Annotated in this window: 16 protein-coding genes; 5 read left to right on the top strand and 11 right to left on the bottom strand. The window is 37.8% G+C overall.

Annotated elements, in window-relative coordinates:
* Positions 1 to 229: 229 nt before the first annotated feature.
* Positions 230 to 472, bottom strand: coding sequence for a hypothetical protein (locus V7266_RS03045; protein ID WP_335465744.1), 243 nt, complete (start codon positions 470 to 472; stop codon positions 230 to 232).
* 73 nt (positions 473 to 545) lie between these two features.
* A complete protein-coding gene (locus V7266_RS03040) occupies positions 546 to 1,757 on the bottom strand; it encodes an EAL-associated domain-containing protein (protein WP_335465743.1) in 1,212 nt (403 codons plus the stop codon).
* A gap of 139 nt (positions 1,758 to 1,896) precedes the next feature.
* On the opposite strand from V7266_RS03040, the gene V7266_RS03035 reads away from it, so the two are divergent.
* The 5 genes from V7266_RS03035 to V7266_RS03015 all read left to right on the top strand — a co-directional run bounded on the left by V7266_RS03035 (position 1,897) and on the right by V7266_RS03015 (position 6,121).
* Positions 1,897 to 2,748, top strand: a complete 852-nt coding sequence (locus V7266_RS03035; RefSeq protein WP_335465742.1) for a C39 family peptidase — start codon at positions 1,897 to 1,899, stop codon at positions 2,746 to 2,748.
* Between the two features lie 135 nt (positions 2,749 to 2,883).
* Complete coding sequence (locus tag V7266_RS03030) at positions 2,884 to 3,753, top strand: metallophosphoesterase (RefSeq protein ID WP_335465746.1); 870 nt, start codon at positions 2,884 to 2,886, stop codon at positions 3,751 to 3,753.
* Between the two features lie 110 nt (positions 3,754 to 3,863).
* Positions 3,864 to 4,340 (top strand): YkyB family protein, encoded by a 477-nt coding sequence (locus tag V7266_RS03025; RefSeq protein ID WP_420491307.1) that lies wholly within the window; start codon positions 3,864 to 3,866, stop codon positions 4,338 to 4,340.
* Positions 4,341 to 4,612: 272 nt separating this feature from the next.
* A complete protein-coding gene (locus tag V7266_RS03020; protein WP_335465740.1) occupies positions 4,613 to 4,813 on the top strand; it encodes a hypothetical protein in 201 nt (66 codons plus the stop codon).
* Between the two features lie 153 nt (positions 4,814 to 4,966).
* On the top strand, positions 4,967 to 6,121 hold the full coding sequence (locus V7266_RS03015; protein WP_335465739.1) for an aminotransferase A: 1,155 nt from the start codon (positions 4,967 to 4,969) through the stop codon (positions 6,119 to 6,121).
* 39 nt (positions 6,122 to 6,160) lie between these two features.
* Here the strand turns inward: V7266_RS03015 and V7266_RS03010 are convergent, their stop codons facing one another.
* From V7266_RS03010 to glpK, 9 genes are all read right to left on the bottom strand, one after another.
* Positions 6,161 to 6,340, bottom strand: coding sequence for a hypothetical protein (locus V7266_RS03010; RefSeq protein WP_335465738.1), 180 nt, complete (start codon positions 6,338 to 6,340; stop codon positions 6,161 to 6,163).
* Between the two features lie 79 nt (positions 6,341 to 6,419).
* Entirely contained in the window at positions 6,420 to 7,298 is an 879-nt protein-coding gene (locus tag V7266_RS03005) for an NAD(P)-dependent oxidoreductase (RefSeq protein ID WP_335465737.1), read from the bottom strand.
* Positions 7,299 to 7,467: 169 nt separating this feature from the next.
* Entirely contained in the window at positions 7,468 to 7,941 is a 474-nt protein-coding gene (locus V7266_RS03000) for a hypothetical protein (RefSeq protein ID WP_335465736.1), read from the bottom strand.
* Positions 7,942 to 8,211: 270 nt separating this feature from the next.
* Positions 8,212 to 8,847: an FMN-dependent NADH-azoreductase gene (locus V7266_RS02995; protein ID WP_335465745.1), complete on the bottom strand. Its 636-nt coding sequence runs from the start codon at positions 8,845 to 8,847 to the stop codon at positions 8,212 to 8,214.
* A 111-nt stretch (positions 8,848 to 8,958) separates the two neighbouring features.
* Positions 8,959 to 9,105, bottom strand: coding sequence for a hypothetical protein (locus V7266_RS02990; RefSeq protein ID WP_335465735.1), 147 nt, complete (start codon positions 9,103 to 9,105; stop codon positions 8,959 to 8,961).
* A gap of 179 nt (positions 9,106 to 9,284) precedes the next feature.
* The gene (gene ptsP, locus V7266_RS02985) at positions 9,285 to 10,997 is read right to left on the bottom strand and encodes a phosphoenolpyruvate--protein phosphotransferase (RefSeq protein WP_335465734.1); all 1,713 of its coding nucleotides are present in this window, start codon (positions 10,995 to 10,997) and stop codon (positions 9,285 to 9,287) included.
* Positions 10,997 to 11,263: a phosphocarrier protein HPr gene (locus tag V7266_RS02980; RefSeq protein WP_335465733.1), complete on the bottom strand. Its 267-nt coding sequence runs from the start codon at positions 11,261 to 11,263 to the stop codon at positions 10,997 to 10,999. The genes ptsP and V7266_RS02980 overlap by 1 nt, the downstream gene beginning before the upstream one ends.
* A gap of 535 nt (positions 11,264 to 11,798) precedes the next feature.
* A complete protein-coding gene (locus tag V7266_RS02975) occupies positions 11,799 to 13,457 on the bottom strand; it encodes a glycerol-3-phosphate dehydrogenase/oxidase (RefSeq protein WP_335465732.1) in 1,659 nt (552 codons plus the stop codon).
* A 107-nt stretch (positions 13,458 to 13,564) separates the two neighbouring features.
* Positions 13,565 to 15,055 carry a glycerol kinase GlpK gene (gene glpK, locus V7266_RS02970; protein WP_335465731.1) on the bottom strand — a complete coding sequence of 497 codons (1,491 nt, stop codon included), beginning with the start codon at positions 15,053 to 15,055 and terminating at the stop codon, positions 13,565 to 13,567.
* Positions 15,056 to 15,136 lie beyond the last annotated feature (81 nt).

Raw genomic sequence — 15,136 nt, 5'->3', positions numbered from 1 at the left:
CTGTGACATCAAATATTATCCTCCTTTTAACACAAACAAACTGTCTACAGTTATGTTTCTCAATTGGCATCAATCTATCCTAATCAATTGATTTCAAAATTTGACAGTGAAGTTTTTATGCCAATATTAAAAGAATAAAATAATAGACTCCATTTGTCCAAGTAAAAATGAAGAAATCATGAATTTTTTAATAAAACATGAAAAAATAGGCCTCTTAACACGAGACCTATCAATAAAATGTGATGGCAAAAAAAAGGACGATAAACAATAGTAAAGCAAAAAAGATTCCATAGGCTATAAAAATTGGGTTCCTTGTATAAATATTTTTTTGAACCGGTTTAGAGATTTGGTGATCATGCCCTAAGTTACCAGATGCTGCCTTATGCTGTTTGGCAACTGAAAATGAATAAAGGAGGGAAAAGGCAAGCACTCCAATAATCACAATAGCTAGGATATCGACAAAAAAATTCATGAAAAAAGCTCCTTCTTATGAGTGTTATGTTTAAAATCCCTCTTTAAGAATCAATCTATACCCTTTCAGGAGCTTACAATAATTGGTCATGTTCGAATAAATATCGATAGGAAATATCAATAAATAGATAATCGTGTTCGTTCATTGGGAAAGAAAAGGTACGAATCGTTTCGCCTGTTTCAATATCACCATACAAATCGGATAATCTTCCTTTTTGGTCATGCCGCATCTTGATTATATTTTCCAAAAAATACGGTCTCCAGCTCCAATTTTTATTTAAATACACGGCTTGGGTCGTCCAGCCATTCTCCCCTTTAAAAATGTTGACTGATTTCTGAAAACCATCCTCATCACACACATACATCCGAAAAGCTATATTATCCATTTCCTTAATCAACGCTTGAAATAAGACTTCATAACTAGCCTTTTTGTTTTTATTCACAATGTCCTGCACCATTGTTTGAAAATACTCGGCAGCAGTATAGACAGCTTCTAACTTCCGCTTCTCATAAGCAATGAAATCATGAAATTTCTCCTTTAAGCGATACTTGAGGAGATCCCGATTTATAAATTCCTCAGTCGGCGGATGTAAGTAGTAACCTTGATAATAATGTCCGCCATTTTTCCATGCAAACTGGAGCTGATAATTCATTTCAATATTTTCAAAAAGAAGAGTAGCCCCTATTTTTCTTGCCAAGAGTGATAGGGAGAACAAGACATCAGCGAAATTCACACCGATAGCAGTTGATTTTAGTGCTTGGAGATTTATTTTAAGAATATCGGGTTCAAGTTGTCCAATCCGCTCAAAATAGTGACTTTCGTCCCCGATACTTGCCATCGCAATCTTTAGCCCATAAGTTCGATAATATTGGAGGAGATGATCGAATTGATCTAAATCTCCTTGATAATTCCGGTCAGAGATTTCTAAAATAATCCGTTTTAAACTCAATCCCCTTTTTTCAAACTCTAACAATTCTTGCAAAAAAGGTTCCCCATGTCCATACATTAATAACTCTGCATTTCGGTTTAAAAAGATCAGGACATCCTCATCAAGATTCAACGCCTTTTCAAGTGCCTTTTTTACGACTATTAAGTCCACTTCGTATTTATATTCATCTGGAATTTGGTCATCATGAAAAAAAGGTCCAAGACTGATGACATTTCCGTTTGATTGGTATCGTCCCAATACTTCGTAAGCTATAACGCTCTGCTCATCCGCATTAAATATCGGTTGAAAATAAGGAAAGACATTTTCAAGGTCCGATAATATTTCCAATGCATCCATCCGATTTCCTCCATATAATTTTTCTCATTATACGATACGCATTTTTCCGCTTCTCGTTCTTTTTCCAAAAGGATACCATTATAGCATCAATGATACAATCATAACCTATACTTAGGGATTTGTTAAAGGAGGCAGTTTTGTGAAAATCCTATGTTTATCAGCATCTATACTGATATTGCTTGGCTGCAGCTACTCGCATAGCCTATCAAATCAGCAAATATCAGAGAAAGCGAAAATCAAAAGTTCTTCTAACTTGAATAGAAATAGTTCCAAGGAAACATTACCTAAAAAGATAACCGGTAAGTCTTACTCCATAAATGATCTAAAAGAGCAGGTAACGAATGTTGAAGGTATGAAAAAAGCGGAACATACTGTTAGTACTACTCAAAGAAAGCAGTCCACACTGCTAAATGTCGTGTTAATTAAACAAAATCCGGAATTAAGATATGGTTGTGAAGTGACCAGTCTGGCGATGGTTTTGAATTACGCTGGAGTTAAAACAGGTAAAATGGACCTGTACCGAAGAATTCAGAAAGATCCGGACCCGCTTGTTAAGTCATCAAGAGGCGATATTTTACGCTGGGGAAACCCTGCTGATGGATTCGTGGGTGACATGACTGGAAGACGTGCAGGGTACGCTGTATTTGATAGACCAATGGTTGCTTTAATCAATCAAAAACTTCCGGGGAGGGCAGTAAATTTAACCAACCAGCCCTTTGACCGGGTATTAGCTCATGTTTCGGCGGGTTATCCGGTGGTTGTATGGACAACGGGAGATTACCGGCTCCCTGACCGCTGGGAAGGCTGGTATCATGGAAATCAGTTCATCAAAACACCACTTGATTTGCATGCAGTGGTTTTAGTAGGTTATGATACCAACTATGTTTATTTAAATGATCCTTTGTCAGGACGAAAACAAGTAAGGGTGAATAAAGAACAATTCATTACATCCTGGAAGGCTTTGCGATCACGAGCTGTTAGCTACCGGTAGAAAGCAGTCTAAATTGACTGCTTTTTTAGCATTTTTTCAATTTTTTTGAATAAACACTATAGAAATACCCTTTTTTGTACAAACATAAACTCTTGGCTTAATGGGTAAGTAAAAAAAGGCAGGATGGTTAAAATGATGGGAATAAAGCAAACTAGAAGAATTTTTTTAAAAAAGTTTATCGGTTCCTTCCTGGCGATTCTCGGATTAAGTTCAGGAGGCTATTATTATGCAAATAAAATTGAACCCTCCATGCTGGAAATCAATGAATTAGTAATCAAACACCCGTTAATACCAAAAAGTTTTGATGGATTTCGGATGATTCAATTTAGCGATACTCACCTTGGCTTTCAATACAATTTATCTCAATTCAGAAAATTAGTGAATAGAATCAACAGTTTGAATCCTGACATCATTTTCTTTACTGGGGACTTAATGGATGAACCGAATAAATATACTGAAATAAGTAAATTAATCCCCCTATTAGAAAGCTTACATGCTCCATTTGGTAAATTTTGCATTTATGGAAATCATGACCATGGCGGTTATGGATCAGAAATATACCGGAATATAATGGAGTCTACGAATTTTAAGGTCCTTTTGAACCAAACGGTAACTATCAAACAAAAGGATGGCAGCAGTTTTTGTTTGATTGGGATCGATGATGCTATGTTAGGAAACCCCGACTTGCCATTTGCCTTAAAAAAAATACCATACAATCACTTTAACTTATTGTTATCCCATGCACCAGATCTTGCCGAAACGGCTGCACAATTTCCGATTCATTGGCAGCTTAGCGGGCATAGTCATGGTGGACAAGTTAAACTGCCAATCCTTGGGGCACTAATTAAGCCGCCGTTTGCACAAAGGTATCCAGAGGGCCTCTATAAGATTGAGGGTAAATATCCCTTAAACCTATATGTTAATAGAGGAATAGGTACAACCCGACTTCCGTTTCGGTTTATGGCCCAACCTGAGCTGACCATATTAACACTTCAATCAGCCTAGTTCATTTTGGGAATTGTAGGAAAATCGGGAAAATATCTTCAACTTGTTTCTATTTTCCTAAAAAAAAGATATAATATAGATGTTTTTAAAGAATGAAAGGAGTTCATATTTTGAATCACGATCAGAGTTATCCTCGAACCAAATTAAATCTAACGATCGAAAACCTCTCCCAAGCTGTCTTTATCGTGAATCGTCATGCCAAAACAGCAGTTAACCCCAAATTTTTATACAAATTAAAACAAGAAGCATTAAAAAAATTGATTGTTGAAGGAAAAGCTAGGAAGGTTGGTCTCCATTTTTCTGATCATCCGCGAAATAGCCAGCAACAATCAGATGTACTTGTTGAATGTGGAAACTATACATTTCATATTCCCCCAACAAAAGCAGATTTTCAGGATCTTCCCCATCTTGGAAAACTAGATAGCAATGTTAGAAATCCCAAGGCCCATATCTCGCTTAACGCAGCTAAATCCCTATTGCAATCTTATACAGGAATATCTGAGATGGAAAATCAGTCATCCTACCCTCGGAAAAATCAACGAACTTACCAAAAACCTATTTTTAAAAAGTTAGGCGAACGCTATTAAATATATATAAAAGTCCAGGAAGGCTCCTGGCTTTTTTGCTGGTCTAGGCTAAATACGAACTTTCTCGTCTTAAAGAAAGTCCGTATTTAGCCTTGCTTTACTGTTCAGGCAGCTTTCTCTTTTCCAGTGTAAACGATTTCATAATTTTGTTAGATTTTCTTGAGAATTTTGTGAACAACCTTTGCAACTCATAGACTCCATTATGAATCCGAATTACAATAATGGCGGAATAAAATTTATACAGGATTAACTAATAAAGAGGTGCTTTAAGAATGAAGGGAACGGCTATCCTTTTTCAGGAAAGAAACATTACATTTATTGAAGATGTTGAACATTCCTTTTTCGAGAACATCAAAGAACAATGTGAGTGTAAGAATTGTATCTGCCAAAAGAAAAATCAAACTGTGGATACGGGTTTAGTGTCACCTGTCTTTTGGCATGAGGATGAAATTGATTGGGCCTATGGATATTGAACTTAGATAATTTATAATTTACCTAATAAAAACGGTATCGAACAAAAATTCGTGCCGTTTTTTTTATCGTCAATTAAAACCGGAAAGGTAGAAAAGTACCCCCTAAATAGTCTATAATCATGTTAATGATCGTTTGTCGGAAGGATGTACATAATGGAACACTTAATCAATCAAAGAGTTAAAAGTATTGAAATTTCCGGTATTAGAAAATTTTTTAATCTCGTCGCGGATATAGATGACCTTATATCCTTTACCATTGGACAGCCAGATTTCCCAACTCCTGACCATGTAAAAGCGGCAGGAATTCGTGCGATTGAAGATGGCTTTACCTCCTATACACATAACGCGGGGATGCTGGAATTAAGAAAAGCAGCAACCCAGTTTGTAGAAAAAAAATATGATTTACAGTATCAACCTGAAACAGAAGTAATTGTCACCATGGGAGCTAGCGAAGCCATTGATATTGCTTTCCGAACCATTCTTACAGAAGGATCGGAGGTTTTATTACCGGGACCAATATATCCGGGCTATGAGCCAATTATTCGGATGATGGGAGCCTCTCCTGTACATGTTGATATACGGGACAATCAATTCCGGTTTACTCTAGAGATAATTAAACCTTTTATCACGGATAAAACCCGCTGTATTGTTCTGCCTTATCCATCTAATCCTACAGGCGTGAGTCTATCAAGCACAGAATTAAAAGAAATAGCAGACTTTATTAAAGACAAAGACATCTTTATACTTGCAGATGAAATATATAGTGAACTCACTTTTGAACAAAAACACACTTCAATTGCCAGATTTTTAAAGGAAAAAACAATTGTCATAAATGGGTTATCCAAATCACACTCGATGACAGGCTGGAGAATCGGCTTTTTATTTGCGCCTGAATACCTCACAAAGCATATTTTAAAGGTTCACCAGTATAATGTGTCATGTGCCAACTCCATTGCCCAAAAAGCGGCGTATGAGGCCTTGACGGCTGGCATTAATGATGCCGCTGTCATGAAAGTGGAATATAGCAAGAGAAGAGAGTATGTTTATCAACGATTAACTAGCATGGGACTTGATGTAGTAAAACCTGATGGTGCCTTTTATTTCTTTGTAAAAATACCGGATGCCATAACTTTAAACAGTTTTGACTTTGCTTTGAAGCTGGCTAATGAGTCGAGGGTTGCAGTGGTTCCGGGCAGTGCCTTCTCGGAATATGGCGAAGGATACTTCCGTTTATCATTTGCCTGTTCGATGGATCATTTAGAGCAAGGCCTTAACAAAATCGAATCCTTTTTTAATCAGATGAAATAAATTAAACCCTCACAGATTTGTGAGGGTTTAATTTGTTCATTATTCCCCTTTATACTTACCGTTATTTTTAGGGGCTTTTTCTTTTCTAGCTTTATCTTTGTGAATTTTATTGGTATCAGCAGAACCCATTTCATGGGCAAATTCTTCATTTAATACTGCTGAATCAAAACCCTTTTTATTTTTCTGCTGTGGATCATTCTTTTTTGTCCGTTTAGCCACTATCATCCCTCCTATCAATAATAGTTTCTTGATAGGAGGTTTACTTTATTCGGCCCATATTTTGGCCACTATGATTTATCTAGGACTTCCAATATTTATATAGAGCATGGGTGCCGCTGTCTTCTTCACCCATTTCGGCTAATTGTTCATATAAAGACTTAGCTAAGGTCAAGCCCGGTACTGGCATGTTCATTCTCTCTGCCTCTGTTAAAGCAATTTTCATATCTTTAATGAAATGTTTTATGTAAAATCCTGGTTCAAAATTTCCTTTTAACATTCTCGGAGCAAGGTTGCTAAGAGACCAGCTGCCCGCTGCACCAGAGGAAATGCTCTTTAGAACATTCTCAGGGTTTAATCCTGCTTTCTCAGCATATATAATGGCTTCACATACGCCTATCATGTTTGAGGCGATTGCAATTTGATTAGACATTTTTGTATGCTGGCCAGCCCCCGCCTTCCCTTGATAAACTATATTATTTCCAATTAGCTCAAATAAAGGTTTGACCGTTTCAAAAGCCTCTTCTTCACCACCGGCCATGATCGACAGCGTCGCCTCCCTTGCTCCCACATCTCCACCAGAAACAGGGGCGTCAATGGTCTGAATCCCTTTTGTTTTAGCCGCTTCATAAATAGTGTCAGCTAGAGACGGTGATGAAGTAGTCATATCAATATAATAACTACCTGCCGTACCATTTGGAATTAGCCCTTTCTCTCCCAAATAAATTTCCTCTACATCTGTCGGATATCCAACTATGGTAAAAATAACATTGGCTTTTTCCGCCACTGCTTTAGGGGTTTCTACCCATTCTGCACCCTTTTCTAATAATTCATTCGCTTTTTCTTTTGTTCGAGAATAGACAACTAATGGATATCCAGCTTTTAATAAATGTCCTGCCATACTCTTCCCCATTACACCTGTTCCAATAAAACCTATAACTGTATTTTCTGGTACTAACAAAATAACTCATCCTCCCTTTCTGATTCTCTTTATTTTACCATTTTCCTAAAATTTTAGGCAGGTTCAAGCGTAAATAAGACCGGAACGTTGAAACGTCCGGCCTTAGTGCTCCATCTCCAAATTTATGCACATCCTAAGATTGTCCTATATCCATAATTATTAAACATGTTTATAACTCCGAAGAAAAATTTGTTAAATAGGCACGTCCTAATACTTCTCTATCATTAAATACCTCAATGGATACCGCTTGGTCTCTTTCAATCATATTACGAAGTTCTTGTATATGCAGGTCCTCTTTTAACGGGAGCGGGTCCATAAATATGTACTTCTCACGATGCCCTTTTGTTTCTAAATAATCACCGTTAAGGACTTGTTCTTCCCCATAAATGATCTCTCTTTTTCCGATAGCTCGAGCAAGTTTGTCATCATGAATGGTTACCCTCACCTTATATAATTGGTTACCATCGAGGATTTCATTATTAATTCGAAAACGGAACTGCAGTTCATTATTTTTAGTCAGTAAGGCATCTGCATATCGATTAACAATTAATTCATTCGGATAGAGTGAGCTGCAGCCACTTAAATATATAACACAAACTAGTCCAATCATAAAGGTACCTATAAAGTTGATTTTCTTGTTCATCCATAACACTCCCTTATTTTCTTACCTTGGCCATAAAACATTGGTAATAAACATTAAGAAAGGTTAATAACTGGAAAATAAAAAGAGATAAATTCGTTTTATCCTACCCCATCTACAAGTTAGACATTCCCTGTCATATAAGTAAAATTAGACCCATTATCCAGTCCTCCTTTTAGTACTAGTTAGTTTTATTATACAAAAAATAAATAGGAAACTCTTGGGAAAACAAATAAAAATGAGACAATTTTCTGTCTCATTTTAACAACTTAACTAGAATGTATGAGCTAAATCCTTTGCCCTGGCGATGGCATTTTCCTTTATTTCTTGCGCCTTTTCCGGCATGGCATTGTGTCCTTCCACAAATAAGCCTTCTAGAGACGGTACACCAAAGAAACTCATCATGACACCAATGTATCGATGCCCCATCTCGAGTTGTGCCGCAGGTCCTTCTGAATAGACCCCACCGCGCGCTTGAATGTGTAACGCCTTTTTATCTGGCAGCAGCCCAACAGGACCACTTTCGGTATATTTAAATGTTTTTCCTGCCACCGCTACAGAATCTAGGTAAGCTTTCATAATTGGTGGGAATGAAAAGTTCCAAAGCGGAGTAACAAACACAAATTTGTCAGCTCCTACAAATTGATCACTTAATTCATTTAACCTTCCAACCTTTGCCTGTTCTTCGGCAGTCAATTGATCAAACCCTTGTCCTGAACGGAGTTTACCCCAGCCGCTAAAAACATCAGCATCGATGTGAGGTATGTTTTCTTTATAAAGATCTAAATGAATGACTTCATCATTCTTATTGACCTGTTTATATTCTTCGATAAATGCTTTACCTACTGCCATACTGTAGGACTGTGTCTCGTCATGAGGATGTGCTGTAATATACAAAACTTTAGCAATTTTTCATTCACCTTTCAGCTGGTTTTAAAGTCATTTTAGTATAAATCAAAATGGCAGATATTAATCAAAAGGAATTTGCCAATTTAGCCAAATTCCTTTTTCCACTTCGCTTTATTCGTCTGAGTCCAAGGAGAATGGATTACGACCAATATTCAATCTTAATTCATCAGTCATTTGAAATGGTTCATTAACTATTTCTTCTGAAGCAGCCAAACCTAGTTGTGAACTTCCATCATAATGTACGGGTTTTTGTTCCATCCAACATTCACCTCCATCGAATCTATATCTAGCTTATGTACTTTTAGACCCATTTACTTACGACAAAATTAATTTCTATGGACCTATAACATTGGGAACAAATGAAAAAAATAAAAGTCTTTCGCTTTATATAGAAAAAAGACCAACTAATCACTAGTTGGTCTTCTAAAAATATTAATTTATTTTGTAGCATTATTAACAGCTTCAATCACTTGGCTCGTTGTTTGCATGTTTAATACTTCCTGAGCCAATTTTTCCATATCGGATTTTTTCAAGTTCCGAATAAGTGAACGGGCCTTCAGGATAGAAGTAGCACTCATCGAGAATTCATCAAGGCCTAACCCAAGAAGGACTGGAATTGCTGTTTCATCTCCAGCCATTTCTCCGCACATGCCTGTCCATTTTCCTTCAGCATGAGCTGCATCGATTACCATTTTAACTAATCTTAGAATTGATGGACTGTAAGGCTGATATAAGTAGGCAACGCGCTGATTCATTCGGTCCGCAGCCATCGTGTACTGAATTAAATCGTTAGTACCGATACTAAAGAAATCAACTTCTTTAGCAAATTGATCAGCTAGGACGGCTGTAGAAGGAATCTCTACCATGATGCCAAGCTCAATTTTTTCAGCTACTGTTTGACCTTCTGAAAGAAGCTTTTCTTTTTCTTCTTCAAGAATCGCCTTTGCAGAACGGAACTCATCTAAGGTAGCAATCATTGGGAACATAATCTTTAAATTCCCATAACTGCTCGCACGTAAAAGCGCACGAAGCTGTGTACGGAAAAGATCTTGTTCTTCTAAACATAAACGAATTGCACGGAAGCCCAAGAATGGGTTCATCTCTTTTGGAAGGTCCAAGTATGGAAGCTCTTTATCTCCACCGATGTCCAATGTACGGACAACAACAGGCTTCCCTGCCATTCCTTCTAGGACAGCTTTATAAGATTCAAACTGTTCATCCTCAGTTGGAAGCTGGTCTCGCCCCATATAAAGAAATTCAGTTCGATATAACCCAACACCCTCGCCGCCATTAGCAATAACACCCTTTAAGTCGTTAGGTGTACCAATATTAGCTGCCAATTCAACATGGTGGCTATCTGCTGAGATAGTCGGTTCATTAACAAGCTTCGCCCATTCTGCTTTTTGTACTTCATATTCTTCATGGGTTTTACGATATTGTGCTACTACTTCAGGAGTTGGATTAATATGAACTTCCCCGGTTAGACCATCAACAATAACAAGATCGCCATTGTTGATTTCTTCTGTTGCTGTTTTTGTACCTACTACAGCAGGAATTTCCATAGAACGGGCCATAATAGCTGAATGCGATGTACGGCCGCCAATATTTGTAGTAAATCCTTTAACAAAATTGCGGTTTAATTGAGCTGTGTCAGAAGGTGTTAAATCTTCTGCAACAATGATGACTTCTTCTGCTATCATGCTTGGATTAACAAGCTGAACGCCTAGCAAATGCGCTAGTACACGCTTGGTGACATCACGAATATCTGCAGCTCGCTCTTTCATATATTCGTTATCCATTTGTTCAAACATCATAACGAACATATCTGCCGTTTCTTTTAAGGCCGACTCAGCATTAACTTTGTCGGATTGTATTTTATCTTCAATCGGAGCATTTAGCTCTGGATCTCCTAGAACAAGAAGGTGCGCTTCAAAGATTGCTGCTTTATCTGCACCAAGTTCAACTCGCGCTTTTTCACGAATGGCTTCTAGTTCAGATTTAGATTTTTCCATTGCCTTTCGGAAACGTTCAACCTCAAGATTAGCGTCTTCAACTGATTTTTTTTCAAACGATAAATCCGGTTCAACAAGACGGTATGCCTTTGCAATTGCGATACCATTTGATGCAGCAATACCTTTTAAGAAAGTCATTATTCAGCCAATCCTTCTTTTTTCATTGTATCTTCTAGTGCTTGTAATGCATCGTTAGCATCATTGCCTTCAGCTGCAATTTTAATATCTGCTCCTTGACCTACACCTAAAGACATAACACCCATAATAGATTTTAGATTAACGGTTTTTCCTTTATATTCTAAAGTGATTTCAGAATCAAATCTGCTAGCTGTTTGTACTAATAAAGTTGCTGGTCTTGCGTGAATTCCTGTTTCTGCAACTACTTTAAATTGTTTTTCTGACATGCTAAATCAAACTCCTTTAATAAATAGTAGAAATAAAACTTGCCTTAATAAAAATAAACATTTCTCATCATTTAGTCAACTAAGACGATAAACGATCAGTAAACAAATTAGTTCATTTCGCTTATTTTTCCAAATTTAAAAACAATCATACAGTTTTTTTACATTGGTTAAGCTGTTGTTACATACATGATAGAATACCATTTTCGTCTTTTTCAGACAACTACTTATGTTCAGAAATTTGAAATGTTCACAATTCCGTCAAAAACTTCCAATATATTTCATAATCTTTCATGAAACGTTCAAAAACGACATAAAAAAAGAAAGGGCACTGAAAAAGTCCCTTAAATGTATGTTGTGTACGTATATTGGTTGTTGATTTCTGCTCCAGGTGGCAAGCGGTTCGCGGGCGTGCCGGGGAGCAGCCTCCTCGGCGCTAAAGCGCCTGCGGGGTCTCCCCTGTCCCGTATTCCCGCAGGAGTCTTCGCCGCCTTCCGCTCCAATCAACAAAGTTCTTTTACTCAGTTTAAGAGAAAGGTCATATGTTTACTGGGAATTTTGCGGTGATTAACGCTTCTTCCAGTTCTAAGCAATACCTTTGTTTCTCCAGTTCATTCCACATAAACTTCATTTCCATATAATTCATCACCTGCTGCTTATATTTCTCCACTAACTCTATACTAAACAGTAAGAATCCCGTCCTCCTATTAAAAAAATCTAATGGTGTTACCACCATTTCCGCCTCTATCCCATAAACCAACTTCGCAAATAAAACTCTAGGCAATCCAAATTTGTCCGCATCATTAAGATTTTCCCTTAATAATTCAAAAATAGTTTTCACGTTAGAACCATACATTCTGGTTAATTGCTCAGCCTCGGCAAGAGTTAATCCTGCTTCCAATCCTTTTAGTCTGTTCTCGGCGATATAACTCTCGAAATTGTGCGAGCCGCCTACATGGCCTCCCGATATTGGTATTTCTTTTGTATTGCAGCCTGAATATCTTATTCCCTCTTCTAAAATGAACTGTTCGGCTAATAGATCTACAACGGTTTCAGCCATTTTACGATAACCGGTTAATTTACCACCAGCAATTGTGATTAAACCACTAGGTGATTTCCAAATCTCATCTTTTCTAGAAAGTTCCGATGGATTTTTTCCATCCTCATAAATTAATGGCCGGACTCCTGACCAGCTCGACTCAACATCCTTTTCATTAATGTCCACAAATGGGAACATGTAATGGATGGCGTTAATTATATAGTCTCTGTCACTAATCGTCATTTTCGGATGAACAATTTCTTGGTTATAGAAAGTATCAGTAGTTCCAACATACGTCTTACCATCGCGTGGAATTGCAAACATCATTCGACCGTCCGGTGTATCAAAATAAACTGCTTGTGTTAATGGGAAACGTGATTGGTCTATGACAATGTGAACACCCTTTGTGTGCTTTAGGGTTTTCTCAGTTTTAGATTGGTCCAACGACAGAATATTGTCCACCCATGGCCCGGCAGAATTGACAACTTTTTTAGAACTAATCTCAAAAATTTCACCACTCAATTGATCTTCTACAACAGCACCCGCTATTTTATTATTTTTATATACAAGTTCAATTATTTTAGAATAATTACAAACGATTGCTCCGTTAGTAGCAGCTGCTTTTATTACTTCAAGAGTTAAGCGGGCATCATCAGTACGATATTCAACATAATATCCTCCGCCTAGTAAACCGGCCTTTTTAATAAGTGGTTCCCGTTTAATCGTTTCATCCGCCGTCAGCATTTTCCGACGTTCTGATCTTCTAACCTTTGCCAAATAATCATATATTCGTAAACCCAGCGATGTTGTGAACTTTCCAAAGGTTCCTTCCTTATAAATGGGTAAGAGTATCCATTCAGGGGTTGTCACATGGGGACCATTTTCATAAACGATGGCTCGTTCTTTTCCTACTTCAGCAACCAATTTAACTTCTAATTGTTTTAAATAGCGTAATCCGCCATGGACTAATTTCGTTGATCTGCTAGAGGTGCCGGCTGCAAAATCCTGCATTTCAATCAGTGCGGTGCTCATCCCCCTTGCAGCAGCATCAAAAGCAATTCCAGCACCGGTAATTCCTCCTCCAATAATTAAAACATCATATTGCTTGGTTCGCAGTTTATGTTGTATTTTTTCACGGTAGAACGTAGAAAAATTCATGATGCTTCCCTCCTGATGTTATCGTATTTAGCTTTCTGATAATTTATTAACGAATTAAAAAAAGACCACAAAGAATTCTAGTAATAATTCTTTGTGGTCTGTGAAATCTATTTAAAAGTCCTAGCTGCCTTGACTGCATTTTGCCAACCCTCGTATAATTTATTCCTTTTTTCGTTTGACATTCCGGGGATAAAGCTTTTGTCGATTGCCCATTGCCTGGCAATTTCATCTCTACTTCCCCAAAAGCCAACCGCAAGGCCAGCCAAATATGCAGCACCTAGAGCGGTAGTTTCATGAATAATGGGTCTTTCGACTGAGACATTTAATATGTTACTTTGAAACATCATTAAGAAATTATTCATAACAGCACCTCCGTCGACACGTAGAGTCTTTAGATTAATACCTGAATCTGCCTCCATAGCAGATAAGACATCTCTTGTTTGATAAGCAAGTGATTCGAGTGTTGCCCTTACAAAGTGCTCTTTAGTTGTACCACGGGTTAAACCAAATACCGCACCTCTTACATCACTATCCCAATAAGGTGTTCCAAGCCCGACAAATGCTGGCACAATGTATACTCCGTCAGTCGACTCGACCGTCTCTGCGTATCTTTCACTTTCTTTTGCATCTTTTATCATTCGCAAACCATCACGAAGCCACTGGATTGCTGAACCGGCAACGAAAATGCTGCCTTCAAGGGCGTATTCCACCTTCCCATTGATTCCCCAAGCAATTGTTGTTAATAAACCATGTTCCGAGCAGACCGCCTTTTCGCCAGTATTCATTAACATAAAACAGCCTGTACCATAGGTATTTTTCGCCATTCCTTTCTCGAAACATGCTTGGCCAAATAGAGCAGCCTGCTGATCACCCGCAGCACCAGCAATCGGCACCTCACTACCAAAAAAGTGACTGTCTATAGTAGTAGCGTATATTTCTGACGAGGGCCTTACATCGGGCAGCATGGATCTAGGGATATCTAAAATGGCTAATAATTCATCATCCCAATTAAGTTCGAAAATATTAAACATTAACGTGCGCGATGCATTAGAATAATCGGTTACATGGGCTTTTCCGCCAGAAAGCTTCCAGATAAGCCATGTATCAATGGTACCAAAAAGTAATTTTCCTTGATTAGCCTTCTCACGTGCCCCCTCTACATGATCTAGAATCCATTTAACCTTTGTACCGGAAAAATAAGCATCAATGAGTAAGCCTGTTTTTTTTCGGAATATATCACTATATCCCTTTGTTTTTAGTTCCTCACAAATATCACTTGTTTGTCTTGACTGCCAAACAATTGCTTGATAAACAGGTTCACCTGTTTCTTTATCCCAAACGACTGTTGTTTCCCGCTGATTCGTGATCCCGATTCCTGCGATCTGTTCCGGTTTTACTCCGGATTCTGATAAAACAACCGCAATAACCGACAAAATGGATCCCCATATTTCATTAGCATTATGCTCAACCCAGCCTGGTTTAGGAAAAAGTTGTGTAAATTCCTTCTGTGCGGTATGCAGGATTCCACCTTGGTGATTAAATAAAATAGCCCGTGAACTTGTAGTTCCTTGGTCAAGTGACAGTATATATTTTTCCAATGGCATTCTCCCCTCATTTTTATTTAATAGCTCACTTTAGTGATTTTCTTTAAAAGTTAGGATGTGTTAAACTTGGATGTT

The sequence above is a fragment of the Neobacillus drentensis genome (assembly GCF_036965645.1).
Lineage (GTDB): Bacteria > Bacillota > Bacilli > Bacillales > Cytobacillaceae > Neobacillus > Neobacillus drentensis_D.
The sequence above is the reverse complement of the archived record's forward strand: the minus strand, read 5'-3'. Positions and strand labels throughout refer to the sequence as shown.

Coding starts and splice junctions, on each gene's coding strand:
- V7266_RS03045 (WP_335465744.1), bottom strand. CDS start 472: ATGAATTTTTTTGTCGATATCCTAGCTATTGTGATTATTGGAGTGCTT.
- V7266_RS03040 (WP_335465743.1), bottom strand. CDS start 1,757: ATGGATGCATTGGAAATATTATCGGACCTTGAAAATGTCTTTCCTTAT.
- V7266_RS03030 (WP_335465746.1), top strand. CDS start 2,884: ATGGGAATAAAGCAAACTAGAAGAATTTTTTTAAAAAAGTTTATCGGT.
- V7266_RS03020 (WP_335465740.1), top strand. CDS start 4,613: ATGAAGGGAACGGCTATCCTTTTTCAGGAAAGAAACATTACATTTATT.
- V7266_RS03015 (WP_335465739.1), top strand. CDS start 4,967: ATGGAACACTTAATCAATCAAAGAGTTAAAAGTATTGAAATTTCCGGT.
- V7266_RS03000 (WP_335465736.1), bottom strand. CDS start 7,941: ATGAACAAGAAAATCAACTTTATAGGTACCTTTATGATTGGACTAGTT.
- V7266_RS02990 (WP_335465735.1), bottom strand. CDS start 9,105: ATGGAACAAAAACCCGTACATTATGATGGAAGTTCACAACTAGGTTTG.
- ptsP (WP_335465734.1), bottom strand. CDS start 10,997: ATGACTTTCTTAAAAGGTATTGCTGCATCAAATGGTATCGCAATTGCA.
- V7266_RS02980 (WP_335465733.1), bottom strand. CDS start 11,263: ATGTCAGAAAAACAATTTAAAGTAGTTGCAGAAACAGGAATTCACGCA.
- V7266_RS02975 (WP_335465732.1), bottom strand. CDS start 13,457: ATGAATTTTTCTACGTTCTACCGTGAAAAAATACAACATAAACTGCGA.